Source organism: Collinsella bouchesdurhonensis (assembly GCF_900155365.1).
GTDB lineage: Bacteria > Actinomycetota > Coriobacteriia > Coriobacteriales > Coriobacteriaceae > Collinsella > Collinsella bouchesdurhonensis.
In genome coordinates this window covers 377,198-394,309 of record NZ_LT699739.1, presented here as the reverse complement: position 1 = coordinate 394,309, position 17,112 = coordinate 377,198, and the positions used below count along the sequence as shown (strand labels likewise).

The window sequence follows — 17,112 nt, the reverse complement described above, 5'->3', positions numbered from 1 at the left end:
CCCAATATGATTGCCAATACCATCCGCACCTGCTTTCCCATTGCCGCGAAAGCGGTAGCCGATAAGGCCGAGGAGATCAACAAGCTCAATGTCTTCCCCGTGCCCGATGGCGACACCGGTACCAATATGTCCTTGACTTTGGCTTCTGTCGTCAAGGAGGTGGCGGAGCTGCCCGCAGATGCCAATATCGAGGCTATCGCCGCTGCCATCACCCATGGCTCCCTCATGGGCGCTCGTGGTAACTCCGGTGTTATTACTTCGCAGATTCTTCGAGGTGTGGCTGAAGGCCTTATCTCGGCGAGTAACCCCGTGAGCGCCGCCGATATCGCTGCAGCCCTTCGCAACGCCGTGAAAGTCGCTTTCCAGGCTGTTCGTAAGCCGGTGGAGGGCACCATTCTTACGGTGCTGCGCGATATTTCCACCAAGGCTGATGAATGTGCCAAGAAGAAAATGACTCCCGCCGATGCGCTTGACGCCATCGTGGTCGAGGCCTATCAGTCTGTGGCGCGTACGCCCGACTTGCTGCCCGTTCTCAAGGAGAACGGCGTGGTCGACTCCGGTGCGTTCGGTTTTGCCATCTTTGTCGAGAATTTCGTCTCGGCTGCCTTGGGCCGCACGTCCAATATCGAGGGCTTTTCGGCTACGTTTGATGCCGATGCCAGCTCTGCGAAGGAAAACGCGCTCGGTCGTGTCGAGATTGAGGCCAATGATGACTGGGAGGGCTCTGAGTTCCGCTATTGCAACGAGTTCCTCTTCAAGGCAGAGAAGAAGTTCGATGAGGAGAAGTGCCTCAAGTTCCTCGCCTCCATGGGCGATTGCGAGCTTCTCGTAGGCGCTTACCCCGACTATAAGGTGCACGTGCACTCCAATACCCCCGATAAGATTTTGGCTCATATGCTCAAGTACGGCCAGGTCTACGAGGTCTTCATCCACAACATGGATATGGAGTCCCACGAGCGCACTGCAAAGATCAAGGCCGATCAGGCTGCCGCCGCCGAGCCCGCGAAGCCGCTCGGTTTTGTTGCCGTGGCTGCCGGTTCCGGCCAGGCCGAGATCCTGAAGTCGCTCGGTGTCGATATGATCGTCTCTGGCGGACAGACCATGAATCCCTCCACTGCCGACCTTTTGGCTGCAGTGGACCAGGTGAACGCTGAATCCGTCATCATCCTTCCCAATAACGGCAATATCCGTATGGCAGCCGAGGCCGCTGCGTCTGCTTGCGAGAACAAGCGCGTTGCAGTTGTTCCCACCAAGACCGTTCCCCAGGCCTTCTCGGCTCTGTTTACCGTTGTTCCTGACGCTTCGCTCGATGAGGTTGTCGAGACCATGACAGAGGCTGTCTCCGAAGTACGCGATGGCGAGGTTACGACCGCTGTCCGCGATAGCTCCGCTTCCGATGGCAGCCCGATTCATGCCGGCGACGTCATGGGCATCATCTCTGGCTCTATCGATATCGTAGGCTCCGATGTGGCCCAGGTCACCGTCGACTGCATCAATCGCATGCAAGACGAGGAGGAGGGCGATACACTCACCATTCTCGCCGGCGCCGATATGTCTGATGATGACTTCGAAGACCTCCTTTCTGCTATCGAGGAGGCCCAGCCTGATCTTGAGATCGATTCGCACCGTGGTGAGCAGCCGCTCTATCCGGTGATCTTCTCGATCGAATAGGACGTGCGATATGACGCGCGCAATTATGACACCCGAGGCTTCCGCGCGTCTTTCTCGGACGGGCATCCTTGCGCAGGATGTTTCGCGTCTTAAATATGTTTCGGGTGCACGTGAGGAGGCTCTCCGTAGGCTCGGTATCGAGACGGTGGGGGACCTCCTCCTTCATATTCCGCGGCGCTATCTCGATTTCACGCGTGGCTACAGTATCGAGACCGCGCCGCTGGGGCAGGTGTGCACCATCATAGCCACCGTGGATCGCGTGATGGAAAAACGCCCGAGGCCTCGTCTGATTGTGACTGAGGTGATGCTTGTAGATGATTCGGGTGTTCTGCGCGTTTCGTTTTTCAAGCAGCCCTGGATTGCAAAGCAGCTCAAGCCTGGTGACCGTCTTGCCGTTATGGGGAAGGTGGAGTTTGCCTACGGCTTTAAACAAATGGCTTCACCGCATTATGAGCGACTCGATTCGTCTTCCTCCCTGGGCGCGATTGTGCCGGTGCACGGTGCGTGCGAGGGCCTGAGCGCAGCCTGGATGCGCCGTATTGTTTCTGTTGCCTGCGAGACAGCGGATGTGTTTTGCGATCCTATGCCCGCCAAACTGCGCTCACGACGCCGCCTTATGAGCATCTCGCGCGCGTTGCGCTCCATTCATTTTCCTTCGTCTCTCGCCGAGGTCACGCTTGCTCGCCGCAGGCTTGCCTATGATGAGGTCCTATACCTGCAGCTCGCCCTTCGATTGCGCAACGACGCTAATCTATTGGGCATTACTCCTGTGAAGCATATGGTCAAGGAGCACGTTTCTGCTGTCTTGAAGTCTCTTCCCTTTGCGCTGTCCGACGAGCAGCAAGCGGCTGTCGATGAGATTTTGACTGACATGCAAAGCTCTGATCGCATTATGAATCGTTTACTCTTGGGCGATGTGGGAACGGGAAAGACGGCCGTCGCGATGGTTGCACTGGCCTCGTGCGCGGATACGGGCACACAGGCCTGTGTAATGGCGCCTACCTCTGTGTTGGCTCGTCAGTATGCTTCTTCATGCATGCCCGTTCTCGAGCAAGCTGGCGTGCGCTGCGCGTTGCTTACCGGATCGACATCTGCTGCAGAGCGCGACCGTATCCTGCTTGCCCTTGGCTGCGGCGAGCTCGACATCCTCTTTGGAACCCACGCTGTGCTGGGGGATGACGTTGTCTTTTCGCATCTTTCGCTTGTGGTGATTGACGAGCAGCATCGTTTTGGTGTGGGACAGCGTAATCTTTTGCGTGCCAAAGGGCCCGGCGCCGACTTGCTCGTTATGACCGCTACCCCGATTCCGCGTACGCTCGCGCTTTCGGTTTACGGTGACCTTGAGACGAGCATTATCAAGCATAGGCCCGTTGCGGGTGCGGGTGTGACAACGCGCGTTCTTGCCGATGCAAATCGTGATATCGCCTATGGCGCGCTGCGCGCTGCTCTTGAAGAGGGCCAGCAGGCATACGTTATTTGCCCACTTGTCTGCGAAAAGGACGATCAAGATGAGCTTGACGTCCAACCTGGCTTGGAACTCGATGAGCTGGGGCGCCCTGTTTCGGCCCAACATCTGCATTCTGTCGAATCGGAGGTCGAGCACCTGTCCCATCTGTTCCCCGAGGCACGTATAGCCGCGCTTCATGGGCGCCTCTCCCCGCGTGACAAGGACCGCGTGATCGATGCCTTCCGCGGAGGAGAGGTGGATATTCTCGTGGCGACCACGGTGGTCGAGGTGGGTGTGGATGTTCCCCGAGCCACGGTGATGATTATCGAAAACGGCGAGCGATTTGGTTTGGCGACGCTGCATCAGCTCCGTGGACGCGTGGGCCGTGGCAGCTTGCCCGGTTCGTGTTTTGTCCTCTCGCAGCTTTCGAGTTCTAAACATACTGTTGCGAGCGACCGGCTCGAATCGCTCGAGAAGAGCAACGACGGCTTTACGCTTGCCGAGGAGGACCTTCGTCTTAGGCATGAGGGAGAGATTTTGGGGCTTCGTCAGCATGGCGGTGTGACCTTGCGCTTTGTCGATCTTGATGCCGACACCGATATTATCGAGGCGGCACACGAGGACGCGCGCGAGCTTTTGCGGTATGCTCCTACTTTGTCCTCGCAGGCTACGCTTCCGTTGCGCCTGCAGGTTGTCGAACGGTATGGAAATATCTTTAAGGAGGTAAGCGGAGGATGAGAATCATCTCCGGACAATGGCGTGGGCGCAAGATCGCCGAGCCGCAGGGGAGAGACGTCACAAGGCCTACGACCGATCGCGTGAGGGAGGCCATGGCATCGATGGTCGACTCTTCGCTTCCTCAGGGGATCGAAGGCGCTCGGGTGCTCGATGCCTTTGCGGGATCAGGCGCATTGGGAATCGAGATGCTCTCGCGCGGTGCTGCTTTCGCCGCCTTTTTTGACATCAATCGTTCTGCCGCGGCTCTGGTGCGCAAAAATCTTGAGTCGCTCTGTGCTCCACGCTCATCGTATCGCGTATTTTGCGCCGATTGCCTTGCTTCGGCAGCGCGCGGTCGTATTGAGGGAGCGCCGTTCGACCTTGTGATGGTCGACGCTCCGTATGCGTTGGGGGCAGACCCGGCCACGCAACTTGCGGAATCCCTTGTCAAATCGGGATTGCTGGCTTCCGGCGCTCTTGTTCTCGTCGAGCATGCTGCTGCGGACGAAGGGCCGCGGCCGGATGGCTTTATTGTCGAGCGCGAGAAGCGCTACGGCTCTACCGCTGTCGATCTTTTGCGTTTCGACGGCTCGCTTACCATCGAGGATATCGATCGCTAGCTTTAGCTTGCTTTAACTATAACCACCAACGAAGGCAGATTATGATTAAAACCATCGACCATGCACTCGTCCCCGGTACGTTTGACCCTATCACATATGGTCATATCGATGTGGTGCGACGTGCATCCCGTATGTTCTCTCAGGTGACGGTTGCTGTTGCCGAGTCGCTTGGTAAAGGCGGTAGCGGTCCCGTTTTTTCCCTTGATGAGCGCGTCCGACTTGCTACCGAGGCTCTTGTCGATCTTGAGAATGTGCAAGTGAGGCCTTTTTGCGGCCTCCTGGTTGATTTTGCCCATGAGATTAAGGCGGGCGCTCTTGTCAAAGGCCTTCGCGCTATGACCGACTTTGAGTACGAATTGCAGCAGGCCGATTTAAACTATCGCCTGGATGCAGACCTTGAGTCGATTTTTGTGATGAGCGCTCCGCAGTATGGTTATATTTCGTCTTCGGTTGTGCGGCAGATTGCCTCGCTTGGGGGCGATGTGTCCGGCTTTGTTCCCGACAATGTGGCGCATGCCCTTGCGGAGCGATTCAAGTAAGCAACACAAGCCACCACTTTGTGCAAGGCGATACTGTTCATGTGCTACTATTATCGGTTGATTATAAGCAAACGAAGGGAGACAGGATGGCTGGGGACAACTTTCCTGGCGAGAGGATCGAAAGCCTCGTAGACGAACTCGAGGGGCTTATCGAGGAAGCAAGGCCACCTTTCGGCAAGAACCAGCAGTTCAAGGTCATCGAAACGGAGGTCTTCTTCAATATTCTTGACGAGATCCGCATGAGCTATCCGGAGGAATGGCAAAAATCCCGCCGCATCCTCAAGGAGCGCGATGAGTTGATGGCCAGCGCCACCGCACAGGCCGATTCGATTATCGCCGATGCCCAGCAGCAGGCGCTCACTATCGCGGGCGAGCAGGAGATTGTTCGTCTGGCTCAGCAGCAGGCGGATGATATTCGCGATCGTGCCCAGCAGTATGAGCGCGAGACGCGCTATGCTGCCGAGGACTATGCCGAGCAGGTGTTCACTCACCTTGAGGAGAACCTCAAGAGCTTGACCGGCACGGTTGCCCGTTGTCGTCAGCAGCTCAACGAGGGCGCTAACTCCGCTCAGCAGAATGGCGCTTGGTAATCATGTCGCAGTTTGCTTCTGTTGTCGTCAGCCTTGAGGACAAAATCGAGAATCCCGGCGATACCCTCCCGGTCGCTGGGCACATCGATGCCGCGACCTATAAAGCGGGGGAGAAGTCCTTTTCTCTTGACGATGGCATTTCCTATGATGTGATGCTCACCAATACCGGCGACGGCGTTCTTGCTACGGGTATCGTTCGCGCGCATGTCACCGGCGAGTGCGATCGCTGTCTCGATGTTGCCCACTTTGAGGTCGCGGGCGAGATCGAGGAGTACTACCTCTTTGAGGAGCCAGAGGACCCGGAGAGCTATGAGGACGGGTTCGAGCTTGTGAGCGAGGACCGCACCATCGATCTTTCTGATGCCATTGCCGATGCCGTCGTGATGGACACGCCTTTTGTGGTTCTCTGCCGTCCCGATTGCGCTGGCCTTTGTCCCACGTGCGGAGCGAATCTTAACGAGGCTCCCTGCGCATGTGAGGATAAGCAGAAGGACGATTATGCCGCTTCGGATTCCAATCCTTTTGCGGCATTGAAAAATCTTAAGTTTGATGAGTAGACCGCTATTGTATGGTCAACTCTTGATGGAGAAAAACTTCCACCAAAACCCAGTGGAATGTGATAGTATCGGTGCTTGCGCGTAATTGTGCCAGGCAATAGTTATGTATAAGGAAGGTCATCATGCCAGTACCTAAGCAAAAAAAGGGTCGTGGAGCTGTGCACACCCGTCGTTCCGCCAACATGAAGATTGACGCCCCGTCTCGCTCCGTTTGCCCTCGTTGCGGCGCCGTCAAGCTTCCGCATCACGTCTGCCCCAACTGTGGCTTCTACAAGGATCGCGAGGTCATCGTTACCGAGTAGCTTTTGCTTAAGGTAATGCTGCGCGCTGCATCATCGATCTTGTTTTGCATGGCGTGATAGATCTGGAACAGACATGGCCGGCTCTTCGAGTCGGCCATTTCGCTATAGAGGGAGAGTTCATGGATAAGGTTCGTGTTTGCGTGGATGTCATGGGCGGAGACGAGGAACCGTCGGTCGTCATGGCCGGCATCGAGGCCGCGCTTGCTGCCGATGCCGATCTTACCGTTGTGGCCGTGGGTCCTCAGGATATTGTCGAGGCGTTTGCAAAGAAGCATGAGCGCGTCGAGCCGCTGGTGGCTCCCGATGTCATCACGATGGAGGACGATCCCATTCAGGCTGTCATGCATAAGCGCAAGTCGTCGGTGGTGATTGGTTGCCGAGCCGTCAAAAAGGGCACGGCGGATGCTTTTTTCTCCGCCGGCGCTACCGGTGCCATCACCGCTGCCGCCACCGCCTATGTAACTCCTTTTAAGTACGAGAGCGAGGGCACACGTCGCCCTATTCGTCCGTGCCTTACCTCGGCGCTTCCTAACCGGCAGGGCGGTTTGACCGTTTTGTGCGATATGGGAGCCAATCCCGATGTCGAAGTGGAAGACCTCGTTCGTTTTGCTCAGATGGGTGCTACGTATGCGAAGGTCGTCTGCGGCATTTTAAATCCTCGTGTAGGCCTTTTGTCCAACGGCTCCGAGGACACCAAGGGATCGCATTTCACCAAAGAGTGTTTCTTGCACATGGGCAAGAGCGTGCCGGGCTTTGCGGGTAACTGCGAGGGCACGGACTTGACCTCCGGTAACTTTGATGTTGTTGCTACCGATGGTTTTGCCGGAAACGTTGCGCTTAAGGCAACCGAGGGAGCCGCAAAGCTGCTCATGAGCGAGCTTAAAGGTGTGCTCATGGGGTCTTTGGGCGGAAAGATCGCCGCGCTTCTCGTTAAGGACGGGTTAAAAGAGCTCAAGGCCAAGCTTTCGGGCGATGCCAAGGGCGGAGCGATTCTTTTGGGCCTTCGTGGCGTTGTCCTTATTGGCCATGGAGCCACCAGTGTGGAGGCTATTAAAAACGGTACGCTGGCTTCTGCCTATGCCGTTCGCGAGGGTCTCGTGGATAAGCTCGCCTCATCCATGGAGAACATCGTTCGCTAACCGGTCTCTGTTGGGCCGATGCGGTAAAATCACACTGTTAATGCGTCGCGGCCGCGTGCCGTGTCCGTGTATGGGTGAAAGGAGCCCACAATGGAGCATTCTGAGATTTTTGAGAAGGTTGCCGACATCGCTAGCGATGTACTCGGCATCAATGCCGATGAGATCACCGAAGAGACCACATTTGACGATCTTGATGCCGATTCTCTCGATCGCCTCCAGCTTGTTACTGCGATGGAAGACGAGTTCGATATCGAGATCGATGATGAGAAACTCGAAGCAATCAATTCTGTAGCGGAGGCTATCGTAGCCATCAAGTCCGCTCTGGGGGAATGAGCGCGTGTATTCGATCGCTGAAAAAATGAATCGGGCGGAGGCGATCTGTGATTATACGTTTACCGATCGCGATTTGCTTCGTTCTGCCATTACGCATCCTTCTGCTGTAGAAGGCCAGCCCGTCTCTGCATCCTACGAGCGCTTGGAGTTTCTGGGCGACTCGATTTTGGGCTCTATTGTGGCGCTTGCCCTGTTTAAAGCCTATCCCAATTTTGATGAGGGCAAGTTGACGCGCCTTAAGGTGTCGCTGGTTTCTGGCGCCACGCTTTCCGATGTAGGCCTCGAGCTTGGTATCGACAAATGCATCGTCTTTGGTGCCTCCGAGACGGGGACGGGCGCGCGCGGCATGCACTCCGCGCTCGAAAACGTCTATGAGTCTCTTGTCGGCGCCATGTACCTCGATGGTGGCTGGGATGTTGCCGAGGCGTTCATCTCGCGTACGCTCAAGCCGCATCTGGCAACCGAGCGTGCCGAGCATCCCTCGAATCCCAAATCCTTTTTGCAGGAGTGTGTGCAGGGTGACCGCTTTGATCCTCCTGCGTATAAGCTTGTGGACACGAGCGGTCCTGCGCATGCGCCCACTTTCACGGCGGTTGCGCTCGTCGATGGCATTCGCCGTGGGCGCGGTACGGGATCTTCAAAGAAAGAGGCCGAAGCCGCAGCTGCTCTCGACGCACTCGAGCGTATGGGCTACACGCATAACGGCGTCATTTTGAAGAAAAAGCTTGGATAAGCGAGGCATAGGTGTATCTCAAGTCCCTGACACTCAAGGGCTTTAAGTCCTTTGCCGATCGTGCGCATATGTCCTTCGAACCCGGACTGACGGTTATCGTGGGTCCCAATGGTTCGGGTAAATCCAATATTTCAGACGCTATCCTTTGGGTTTTGGGCGAACAGAGTGCCAAGCAGCTGCGCGGCCAGGCCATGGAAGATGTCATTTTCTCCGGCTCGTCGGCGCGAAAACCCGTTGGCGTGGCGGAGGTCACTCTTGTTTTGGATAATTCTGACCATATGCTTCCGGTCGACTTTAACGAGGTCGCCGTTACGAGGCGCATGTATCGTTCGGGCGAGTCGGAGTATCTGATTAATTCGAGCCCCTGCAGGCTTATGGACATCCAGGATATCCTGCATGATTCCGGGCTGGGCAAAGATACTCATTCCATCATCAGCCAGGGAAAACTCGATGCCATCTTGCAAAGCCGTCCTGAGGAGCGCCGTGCTCTGATTGAAGAGGCGGCCGGCATTTCCAAACACAAGCGTCGCAAGGAGCGCGCGCTCAAAAAGATTGCTTCCATGGATGAGCATCTCAAGCGTGCTCGCGATATCAATCGCGAGATTACCCGCCAGCTGCGCCCCCTTGAGCGTCAGGTTGATCGAGCGAGGAAGTACCGCGACCTTACCGATCGAGCCAACGAGCTTACGCAGATTCTTGCTGTTGATGAGCTGCGCCGCCTCCAGGCTTCCTGGGGCGATATGGAGTCTTCGTCGCGTGAGGCCGATGCTGCGTTCGAGCTTGCGAACTATCGCTTGGGCGAGAAACAGCGCGAGCTTGAGAAGCTCCAGGTCATGCTTGAGGAAAAGGGCCTGTTCGTCGGCGACCTTGGCGAGCAGCGTCGCCATATGCAAGATGTCGTGGGCCGCATTGGCTCCGATATGCGCTTGCTCGAAGAAAAGGGCCGCAACATGGTGTCTCGACTTTCCGAGATGCGCGGCACGCTATCTTCTTCTGAACATCAGCGTAAACGCGTTGCGGACGAGCTCGAACAGATTTCTGCCCAACTTGATGAGGTGCGCGCTGCAGCGCATATTGCGCGAGAGGATGTGGACGAGGCTGCTCCGGCAGCCGAGAAGCTCCATGCGCGTCGTAAAGAGCTTGACGTTTCCATCACCGCGCTCACGCGCGATCAGCGTGATGCCCAGCGTGCCGCCGATGCAGCGGCGCTTGAATACGTCAAGGTCAAAGAGACGATCTCTAATGCGGAGCTCGAGGATTCGATGTATGCATCGCGTCTCGACCAGCTCGATGAGCAGATGGAAAATTTGGCGGCCTCTCTCGAAAACCGCCGGAGTCGTGCAGAGGAGCTCGATGCCGAACTCACCTCGACGGCCCAGCGCCGCGAGGACGCGAAGGGCGCCATTGATCTTGCCCAGCGTGCTCTTGAGGAGCTTCGTGCTCGCGAGACCGAAGCTCGCCAGCATCTTTCCGAAGTGAGAAGCGAGCTTGCCAGTTTGAAAAAGCTCGACGAGCGCGCAAAAGGTGCCTCTCCGCTTACTTCTACCATTGCAAATTCCCATGCTGGGGATATCGCTGCGCGACTGGGCGATCTTATCGAGGCTCCAGAAGACCTTGAGTCTTTAGTGGAAAGCCTGCTTTCTTCCGATATCGATGCTTTGGTCACTACTGATGAGCAGGCACTTGCCCGTTTGGGTTCCTTTGCTGTCGAGCAGAAGGGCGCTTCTGGTGAGGCTTTGCTGCTTTCGTGCGATGCTGCGGGTACAGACCCGGCTGCCAGCGCTGCTGGTTTCCGGTTGGTTGAGCGCCTGAGTGTTCGCGATGGTTTTGCTTGTGCTGTGGCGTCCATCCTCGGCGGCGTCTATGTTGTCGATTCCCTTGACGAGGCTCTTGGCGCCCCCGCCATTCCGGGCGTCATGTACGTGACGCGCGACGGCGCACGCGTTACTTCCGGTGGCGCTGTTCGCGTCGGTTCTGCGGGCGATGCCGCCGATGGCGCACTTGAGCGCAAGCGCCGTATCCGCACTCTCGAGGGCCTTGAGCCCGATCTTTCCTCCGTGTTCGAACATGCCGGTCATCAGGTTTCGGAGGCTTCCGACGCCGTGGCTCAGGCGCGATCCGCTGAGGCGGAGGTTGCGGGCGATATCGCTCGTATCGAGGGGGAAAAGCGCTCCTTGCTTTCTGAAATCGGTCGCTTGGAGCAGTCGTATAACCAATCGCAATCCGAGCGCAAGCAGGTTGAGCGCCGTCGTGAGCAGTCGGCGAGCGCCGTACGCGAGGCTCAGCCACGTCTGGATGAACTCGCGACGACGCGTGATTCCGAGCGCGAACGCGCCGATTCGCTTGCTCTCGAGATCGAGGATGCAAGCGACGAACTCGAGGCGCTACGCCGCGAAGATTCCGAGGCTGCGAGCAAGCTCGCTGATGCCAAGGTCCGTTTGGCACAGTCTTCCGAACGCTTGCGCAGTCTTGAAGCTCGTAAACCTGAGCTCGAGCATCGGCTCGAAGGGATTGACCGCCGCATTCGCTCCACGCGTCAGGCATCGCGTTCGCTTGAGGTCTTGCGCCTTCGTGTCGATCCGTTGCATGACCGCTATCAAGCCTTGTCTGAGCGCGCTCTTGACTGGGCTGCTCGTTTGCGAGATCAGGCGTCTATCGAGGAGGCCGACTCCGCGTCGCTTAAGAAGACAATCGCCGACGCGCGCGCCGAAGTGGAGCGTGCAAAAGGTGAGGTTGATGAGGCCAAGGCCGCTCAGGGCGAGGTCAAGGTTGCACGAGGCAAGCTCGAGGTGCAAGTCGAGGCAGCCATCAAGGCCATTACCGCCGATGGCAAGACAGTGCTCGAGGAGGCGCTTTCTCTGCCTGCGCCCGACGACCGCGCGGCCTGCGAGCGCGAGCTTGCCGACCTTGCGCGTCAGATCAACAATTTGGGCCCGGTGAATCAGGTGGCTTTCGAGGAGTATGAGCGTCTTCGCGAGCGTGCGGATTATGTTGCCACTCAGCTGGCAGACCTCGAGAGCGCCCGCACTTCGCTTACGAAGATTTCTCAGGCCATCGACCGAAAGATGCGCCGTCAGTTCCTGACGACCTTCGAGGCCGTCGATGCAAATTTCCGCGAGGTCTTCTCCATGCTCTTCCCGGGTGGTCAGGCGCATCTCGAGATGACCGACCCCGAGCATCCCGCGCAGACCGGTATCGAGGTGGTGGCGCAGCCACGCGGCAAGCGCATCACCAAGATGATGCTTATGAGCGGTGGCGAAAAGAGTCTGACGGCTTTGGCGCTTCTGTTTGCGGTCTATCGTACGCGTACGGTGCCGTTTTATGTGCTCGACGAGGTTGAGGCCGCCCTTGACGACTCCAACCTGTCTAAGCTCATCGGCGCCATCGATGTTTTGCGTCAAAGCACTCAGTTGCTTGTTATCTCTCATCAGCGTCGTACGATGGAAGATGCTGATGTCTTGTATGGTGTGTCGATGCAGGCCGACGGCGTGAGCCGCGTGGTTAGCCAGAGGCTCGACCGAGAGACCGGAAAGGTTGTGAACGCGTAGATGGGTTTCTTTGATTCGCTTTCGCGTGGACTTGAGCGCAGTCGCGAGGCGCTTAACCAGATTTTCTATTTTGGCGGCGACGTTACCGAGGACTTCTGGGAGGATCTTGAGGATACGCTCGTCATGGGCGATATGGGCGCCGACATCGCCATGCAGGTTACCGATGATCTGCGCGATATGGCAGCGAAGCGCAATCTTACCTCCGCTCGACAGTTGCGCGAGGCGCTGATCGACCGCCTGTCCGAAACCTTTGTGAGCCCTGAGTTCGATCCCTTTGACGACACGCCTTCCGTCGTCTTGTTCGTGGGTATTAACGGAGCCGGTAAGACCACTACGGTGGGAAAGATTGCCAGTGCCGCTGCCCATGAGGGGAAAAACGTGATTATCGGCAGCGCCGACACCTTTCGCGCTGCCGCAATCGAGCAGCTGGACGTTTGGGGCAAGCGCGCGGGCGTTTCCGTTGTCAAGCGTGATCGAGGCAGCGACCCTGCGAGCGTTTGCTATGACGTCTTGGACGAGGCCGACAAGTGCGGAAGCGAGCTGGTGTTGATCGATACCGCCGGCCGCTTGCACACAAGCGCCGACCTTATGCGCGAGCTTGCCAAGGTGGTTAATGTCACGCGCAAGCGCGCCGCCTCTGCGGCAGCGGGCCCCATGCCCGTGCGCGTGGTTCTTGTAATTGATGCCGCAACGGGACAAAACGGCCTGAATCAGGCCTTGGAGTTCAATGAGGCGCTGGGTCTTGACGGTATCATTATGACAAAGCTCGACGGCACGGCCAAAGGCGGTATCGCCATGGCTGTTGCCTCCAAGCTCAAGCTTCCCATCTTCCGTATCGGTGTGGGCGAGCAGGTCGAGGATCTGCAGCGTTTTGATGCCCACGAGTTCTGCCGTGCCCTGGTGGGCAACGGCGACAAGGAGTAGTCGATGTTCAACAGCCTTTCCGATCGCCTGAACGATACTTTTGACCGCCTGCGCGGCAAGGGCAAGCTGACCGAGGCCGATATCACGAGTGCTATGCGCGATATTCGCATGGCGCTGCTTGAGGCCGACGTCAACTTCAAGGTCGTCAAGGATTTTGTCGCAAAGACCAAAGAGCGCTGCATGACCGCCGAGGTCATGGAGTCACTCACCCCGGCACAAAACGTCGTCAAGATCGTGCTTGATGAGCTTACCGAGCTTTTGGGTTCCACCGAGAGCAAGCTTGTTCTCTCAAGCCGTATCCCCAATGTGATCATGCTCGTGGGTCTTCAGGGTTCTGGCAAGACCACTGCCGCTGTAAAACTTGCCTACCTGCTCAAGAAGCAGGGTCGTAGCCCTTTGCTCGCCGCGTGCGACGTGTACCGTCCCGCTGCAGCCGATCAGCTCGCCACCCTGGGCGGCGAGATCGGTGTGCCGGTCTTCCGCGGTGATGGCAAAGACCCGGTCGAGATTGCCCGCGGTTCTATTCGCGAGGCTGTCGACAATATGCGCGACGTGGTCATTGTCGATACCGCCGGTCGTCTGCAGATCGACGAGCAGATGATGCAGGAGGCCGTCGATATCAAGCGTGCGGTCAAGCCCGACCAGGTTCTGATGGTTGTGGACGCCATGACCGGTCAGGACATCGTCAACGTGGTCTCCACGTTTGCCGAGCGCACCGACTTTGACGGCGTCATCATTTCCAAGCTCGACGGCGATGCCCGTGGCGGCGGTGCCCTTTCCGTGCGCCAGGTTACCGGTAAGCCCATCAAGTTTGTCTCGATGGGCGAGAAGCCCGATTCGCTCGAGACGTTCTATCCCGATCGCATGGCCAAGCGCATCTTGGGCATGGGTGACGTCGTTGGCATTATCGAGCAGGCACAGGAGATGGCCGACGCCAAGCAGATTGAAAATGCCAAGCGCATGCTTCGTGACGGCTTTACCATGGATGACATGCTCGAGCAGATGGCCGCTGTCAAGAAAATGGGCGGCATGAAGGGCATTCTTTCCAAGCTTCCGGGCGGCCAACGCGCTTTGAATCAGATGGGTGGCAATCTGGATGAGAAGATCTTTGATCGCAACGAGGCCATCATCCACTCCATGACCAAAGCCGAGCGTCTTAAGCCTTCGATCATCAACGGCCAGCGCCGCGCTCGCATTGCCCGTGGCTCGGGCACGACCCCGGCAGATGTCAATTCCCTCATGAAGCAATGGGGCGAGATGAACAAAATGATGGGGAAGATGCGCTCGATGCAGCAGCAAGCGAGCGGGAAAAAAGGCAAGAAGGGTAAGAAGATGCGCATGCCCGCTATTCCCGGTATGGGCAATTTGGGCGCCATGGGCGGTATGCCGGGCCGTGGCGGCGGCGCCGATATGGACATGCTGCGCCAGATGGAGCAGCAGATGCGCCGCAAGTAGTTCTTTTGAACACAGACAATTTCATCTGTTTTTGGGCGGGTCTTCGGGCTCGCCTTTTTATTACTGGGGTATCCATGTGCGTCGGATATGGGTATGAGAGCCTCGATGCTTGCTGTCGTACAATGGGATGCATCGCTCGCTATCGTTTGGAGGCGCTGATGAGCAAGGCCGATGAACTCTTTGTTTCCATGTGCCAGGATATTCTCGATAATGGCACGACGACCGAAGGCCAGAAGGTCCGTCCCCACTGGGAGGATGGTACCCCTGCTTATACCATCAAGAATTTTGGCGTCACCAATCGGTACGACTTGCGTGAGGAGTTTCCCGCGCTGACCCTGCGACGCACGGCGCTCAAAAGCGCTATGGACGAGATCCTTTGGATTTATCAGCGTAAATCCAATAATATCAACGATCTTCATAGCCATATTTGGGATGAATGGGCCGATGAGACGGGCTCAATCGGTAAAGCGTACGGCTATCAGATTGCGCAGAAGTCCCATTACGCCGAGGGCGACTTCGATCAGATGGACCGCGTTTTATATGATCTGCAGCACACGCCATTCTCGCGTCGTATCATGACCAACATGTACACCTTCAGCGACTTGTCCGAGATGCACCTCTATCCATGCGCCTACAGCGTGACCTACAACGTCACGGAGCAGCCCGGAGACGAGAAGCCTACGCTTAACATGGTGCTTATGCAGCGTAGCCAAGATATCCTCGCCGCTAATAATTGGAACGTCTGCCAATATGCGATTCTGCTGATGATGGTGGCGCAAAGTTGCGGAATGATTGCAGGCGAGCTGCTTCATGTGATCGTCGATGCGCACATTTATGACCGTCATGTCGATATCGTTCGCGAGCTTATCGCACGTCCTCAGTACCCTGCGCCGCGTGTGTCCCTCAATCCCGAGGTGACGAATTTTTACGATTTTACAACCGATGATTTGATCGTGGAGGAGTATGAGCACGGGCCCCAGATCAAGAACATTCCCATTGCGGTGTAAGTCGATTTGACCAACATGTCGCATGAGTGAGAGGTTTAACCAATGGATAATTTGAAGGCAATCGTTGCAGTATGTGACGATTGGGGTATTGGCGCAAACGGAGACATGGTTGTCTCCAACCGTGCCGACATGCGCCATTTTGTCTCTTGCACCAAAGGCCATACTGTCATTATGGGCCGCAAGACGCTCGAGAGCTTTCCCGGTGCGCGTCCACTCAAAGATCGTCGCAATATCGTTTTAACGCGCGACCCGCTGTTCTTGTGTCGTGGTGCCGAGGTTGTCCATACTATCGAAGAAGCGCTCGCTGCTCTTGAGCCCTCTGAGCTCGCTTGGGTTGTCGGTGGGGGCAAAGTGTATGAGCAGCTTTTGCCCTATTGCTGCGAAGCGGAAGTGACTCGCAATCATTGTCTGCGCAATTCCGATACGTATTTTCCCAATCTTGATGAGGACCCTGCATGGGTTGTCGTCTCTCGTTCCGAGATGCAACAGGTCGCCGAAGGCGAAGGCGATGCTGGCGTTTTCTATGAGTTCGCCACGTACCGACGTCGTGATGAGAGAGCGGGGGAGTAGCGCGTGGCAGTTCAGCTCATACGTATCGAGTCCCTTGAGGACAAGCGCCTTGATGCCTATACCAAATTGACGGAGCGTGAGCTTCGTTGTGTCCTTGAGCCCGAGAAAGGCATCTTTATCGCCGAGAGCGCCAAGGTGATCGAGCGCGCCGTTGATGCAGGCCTCGAGCCGGTGAGCTTTCTTTTGGGTGAGCGTTGGGTGCCTCAGCTGCAGCCGTTTTTTGAGCGTTTGGAACAGGAGCGTCCCGAACTCGATATTCCTGCGTTTGTAGGGTCGATGGACCTCATGCGCGATCTTACCGGTTTTACGGTGACGCGTGGCGCGCTCGCTGCGTTTCGTCGCCCACCGCTGGCCGATGCGAGCGCCTTTCTTGCCGCGTTGAATACGCGTGCCGAGGGACGCTCCGTGCGCGTCTGCGTGCTCGAGGGAATTGTTGATCATACGAATGTCGGCGCCATCTTCAGGAGTGCGGCAGCCCTTAACGTCGATGGCATTCTGGTGAGTCCCACATGCTGCGACCCTTTGTATCGTCGTGCTGTCCGCGTGTCGATGGGAACCGTTTTTCAGGTTCCTTGGACTCGTATTGGAACCGAGGCACGCGTCTGGCCACATGATGGTTTGAACGTGCTGCACCAGGCTGGATTTGAGTGCGCGGCCATGGCGTTGACAGACGAATCCGTCTCTTTGGATGCTCCTGAACTTCAGGAGTGCGAGCGTCTCGCCATCTTTATGGGTACCGAAGGGGAAGGTCTGCAGGCGCGTACGATCCGCGGTTGCGATAAGACCATTCGCATCCCGATGGCACACGGAGTGGATTCCTTAAATGTGGCGGCGGCGAGCGCGGTGGCATTTTGGCAGCTTTGCCCCCATGTTCCCAATGACTATCATTACCGTCCCGGGATGTTCGCTTAATCTTTTTGACTAATCCGCACGCACGTTGCATGTTTTGCAAATCGTCGC

At 56.9% G+C, this 17,112-nt stretch carries 16 protein-coding genes; all 16 read left to right on the top strand.

Translation table 11 applies throughout. The features are described from left to right. Positions 1-6 precede the first annotated feature (6 nt). The 16 genes from BQ9843_RS03805 (at position 7) to BQ9843_RS03730 (ending at position 17,064) form a co-directional block, all read left to right on the top strand. Complete coding sequence (locus BQ9843_RS03805) at positions 7-1,671, top strand: DAK2 domain-containing protein (RefSeq protein ID WP_075843936.1); 1,665 nt, start codon at positions 7-9, stop codon at positions 1,669-1,671. A 10-nt stretch (positions 1,672-1,681) separates the two neighbouring features. Beyond that, positions 1,682-3,856 (top strand): ATP-dependent DNA helicase RecG, encoded by a 2,175-nt coding sequence (recG, locus tag BQ9843_RS03800; protein WP_075843935.1) that lies wholly within the window; start codon positions 1,682-1,684, stop codon positions 3,854-3,856. Beyond that, the gene (rsmD, locus tag BQ9843_RS03795) at positions 3,853-4,455 is read left to right on the top strand and encodes a 16S rRNA (guanine(966)-N(2))-methyltransferase RsmD (protein ID WP_075843934.1); all 603 of its coding nucleotides are present in this window, start codon (positions 3,853-3,855) and stop codon (positions 4,453-4,455) included. The genes recG and rsmD overlap by 4 nt, the downstream gene beginning before the upstream one ends. Positions 4,456-4,496: 41 nt before the next feature. Next, complete coding sequence (gene coaD, locus BQ9843_RS03790; RefSeq protein ID WP_075843933.1) at positions 4,497-4,994, top strand: pantetheine-phosphate adenylyltransferase; 498 nt, start codon at positions 4,497-4,499, stop codon at positions 4,992-4,994. Positions 4,995-5,080: 86 nt separating this feature from the next. Next, positions 5,081-5,584: an ATP synthase subunit B family protein gene (locus tag BQ9843_RS03785; protein WP_022387511.1), complete on the top strand. Its 504-nt coding sequence runs from the start codon at positions 5,081-5,083 to the stop codon at positions 5,582-5,584. 2 nt (positions 5,585-5,586) lie between these two features. Further along, positions 5,587-6,141: a YceD family protein gene (locus BQ9843_RS03780; protein ID WP_075843932.1), complete on the top strand. Its 555-nt coding sequence runs from the start codon at positions 5,587-5,589 to the stop codon at positions 6,139-6,141. 122 nt (positions 6,142-6,263) lie between these two features. Beyond that, a complete protein-coding gene (gene rpmF / locus BQ9843_RS03775) occupies positions 6,264-6,443 on the top strand; it encodes a 50S ribosomal protein L32 (RefSeq protein WP_022387509.1) in 180 nt (59 codons plus the stop codon). Between the two features lie 119 nt (positions 6,444-6,562). After that, positions 6,563-7,582: a phosphate acyltransferase PlsX gene (gene plsX / locus BQ9843_RS03770; RefSeq protein WP_075843931.1), complete on the top strand. Its 1,020-nt coding sequence runs from the start codon at positions 6,563-6,565 to the stop codon at positions 7,580-7,582. 90 nt (positions 7,583-7,672) lie between these two features. After that, entirely contained in the window at positions 7,673-7,915 is a 243-nt protein-coding gene (locus BQ9843_RS03765; RefSeq protein ID WP_022387507.1) for an acyl carrier protein, read from the top strand. A 25-nt stretch (positions 7,916-7,940) separates the two neighbouring features. Beyond that, complete coding sequence (gene rnc, locus BQ9843_RS03760; RefSeq protein WP_075844118.1) at positions 7,941-8,648, top strand: ribonuclease III; 708 nt, start codon at positions 7,941-7,943, stop codon at positions 8,646-8,648. An 11-nt stretch (positions 8,649-8,659) separates the two neighbouring features. After that, positions 8,660-12,196, top strand: coding sequence for a chromosome segregation protein SMC (gene smc / locus BQ9843_RS03755; protein WP_075843930.1), 3,537 nt, complete (start codon positions 8,660-8,662; stop codon positions 12,194-12,196). Beyond that, positions 12,197-13,120, top strand: a complete 924-nt coding sequence (gene ftsY, locus BQ9843_RS03750) for a signal recognition particle-docking protein FtsY (RefSeq protein WP_075843929.1) — start codon at positions 12,197-12,199, stop codon at positions 13,118-13,120. It abuts the gene before it with no gap. Between the two features lie 3 nt (positions 13,121-13,123). Continuing rightward, on the top strand, positions 13,124-14,575 hold the full coding sequence (gene ffh / locus BQ9843_RS03745; RefSeq protein ID WP_075843928.1) for a signal recognition particle protein: 1,452 nt from the start codon (positions 13,124-13,126) through the stop codon (positions 14,573-14,575). A 158-nt stretch (positions 14,576-14,733) separates the two neighbouring features. Further along, positions 14,734-15,582: a thymidylate synthase gene (thyA, locus tag BQ9843_RS03740; RefSeq protein ID WP_075844117.1), complete on the top strand. Its 849-nt coding sequence runs from the start codon at positions 14,734-14,736 to the stop codon at positions 15,580-15,582. Positions 15,583-15,624: 42 nt separating this feature from the next. Then, positions 15,625-16,152 (top strand): dihydrofolate reductase, encoded by a 528-nt coding sequence (locus BQ9843_RS03735; RefSeq protein WP_195906608.1) that lies wholly within the window; start codon positions 15,625-15,627, stop codon positions 16,150-16,152. Positions 16,153-16,155: 3 nt separating this feature from the next. Beyond that, positions 16,156-17,064: a TrmH family RNA methyltransferase gene (locus tag BQ9843_RS03730; RefSeq protein WP_075843927.1), complete on the top strand. Its 909-nt coding sequence runs from the start codon at positions 16,156-16,158 to the stop codon at positions 17,062-17,064. Positions 17,065-17,112: the final 48 nt, after the last annotated feature.

Excerpts from the sequence above, each read along its gene's own strand:
- BQ9843_RS03805 (WP_075843936.1), top strand. The coding sequence starts at position 7 with ATGATTGCCAATACCATCCGCACCTGCTTTCCCATTGCCGCGAAAGCG.
- recG (WP_075843935.1), top strand. The coding sequence starts at position 1,682 with ATGACGCGCGCAATTATGACACCCGAGGCTTCCGCGCGTCTTTCTCGG.
- rsmD (WP_075843934.1), top strand. The coding sequence starts at position 3,853 with ATGAGAATCATCTCCGGACAATGGCGTGGGCGCAAGATCGCCGAGCCG.
- coaD (WP_075843933.1), top strand. The coding sequence starts at position 4,497 with ATGATTAAAACCATCGACCATGCACTCGTCCCCGGTACGTTTGACCCT.
- BQ9843_RS03785 (WP_022387511.1), top strand. The coding sequence starts at position 5,081 with ATGGCTGGGGACAACTTTCCTGGCGAGAGGATCGAAAGCCTCGTAGAC.
- BQ9843_RS03780 (WP_075843932.1), top strand. The coding sequence starts at position 5,587 with ATGTCGCAGTTTGCTTCTGTTGTCGTCAGCCTTGAGGACAAAATCGAG.
- rpmF (WP_022387509.1), top strand. The coding sequence starts at position 6,264 with ATGCCAGTACCTAAGCAAAAAAAGGGTCGTGGAGCTGTGCACACCCGT.
- plsX (WP_075843931.1), top strand. The coding sequence starts at position 6,563 with ATGGATAAGGTTCGTGTTTGCGTGGATGTCATGGGCGGAGACGAGGAA.
- BQ9843_RS03765 (WP_022387507.1), top strand. The coding sequence starts at position 7,673 with ATGGAGCATTCTGAGATTTTTGAGAAGGTTGCCGACATCGCTAGCGAT.
- rnc (WP_075844118.1), top strand. The coding sequence starts at position 7,941 with ATGAATCGGGCGGAGGCGATCTGTGATTATACGTTTACCGATCGCGAT.
- ftsY (WP_075843929.1), top strand. The coding sequence starts at position 12,197 with ATGGGTTTCTTTGATTCGCTTTCGCGTGGACTTGAGCGCAGTCGCGAG.
- ffh (WP_075843928.1), top strand. The coding sequence starts at position 13,124 with ATGTTCAACAGCCTTTCCGATCGCCTGAACGATACTTTTGACCGCCTG.
- thyA (WP_075844117.1), top strand. The coding sequence starts at position 14,734 with ATGAGCAAGGCCGATGAACTCTTTGTTTCCATGTGCCAGGATATTCTC.
- BQ9843_RS03735 (WP_195906608.1), top strand. The coding sequence starts at position 15,625 with ATGGATAATTTGAAGGCAATCGTTGCAGTATGTGACGATTGGGGTATT.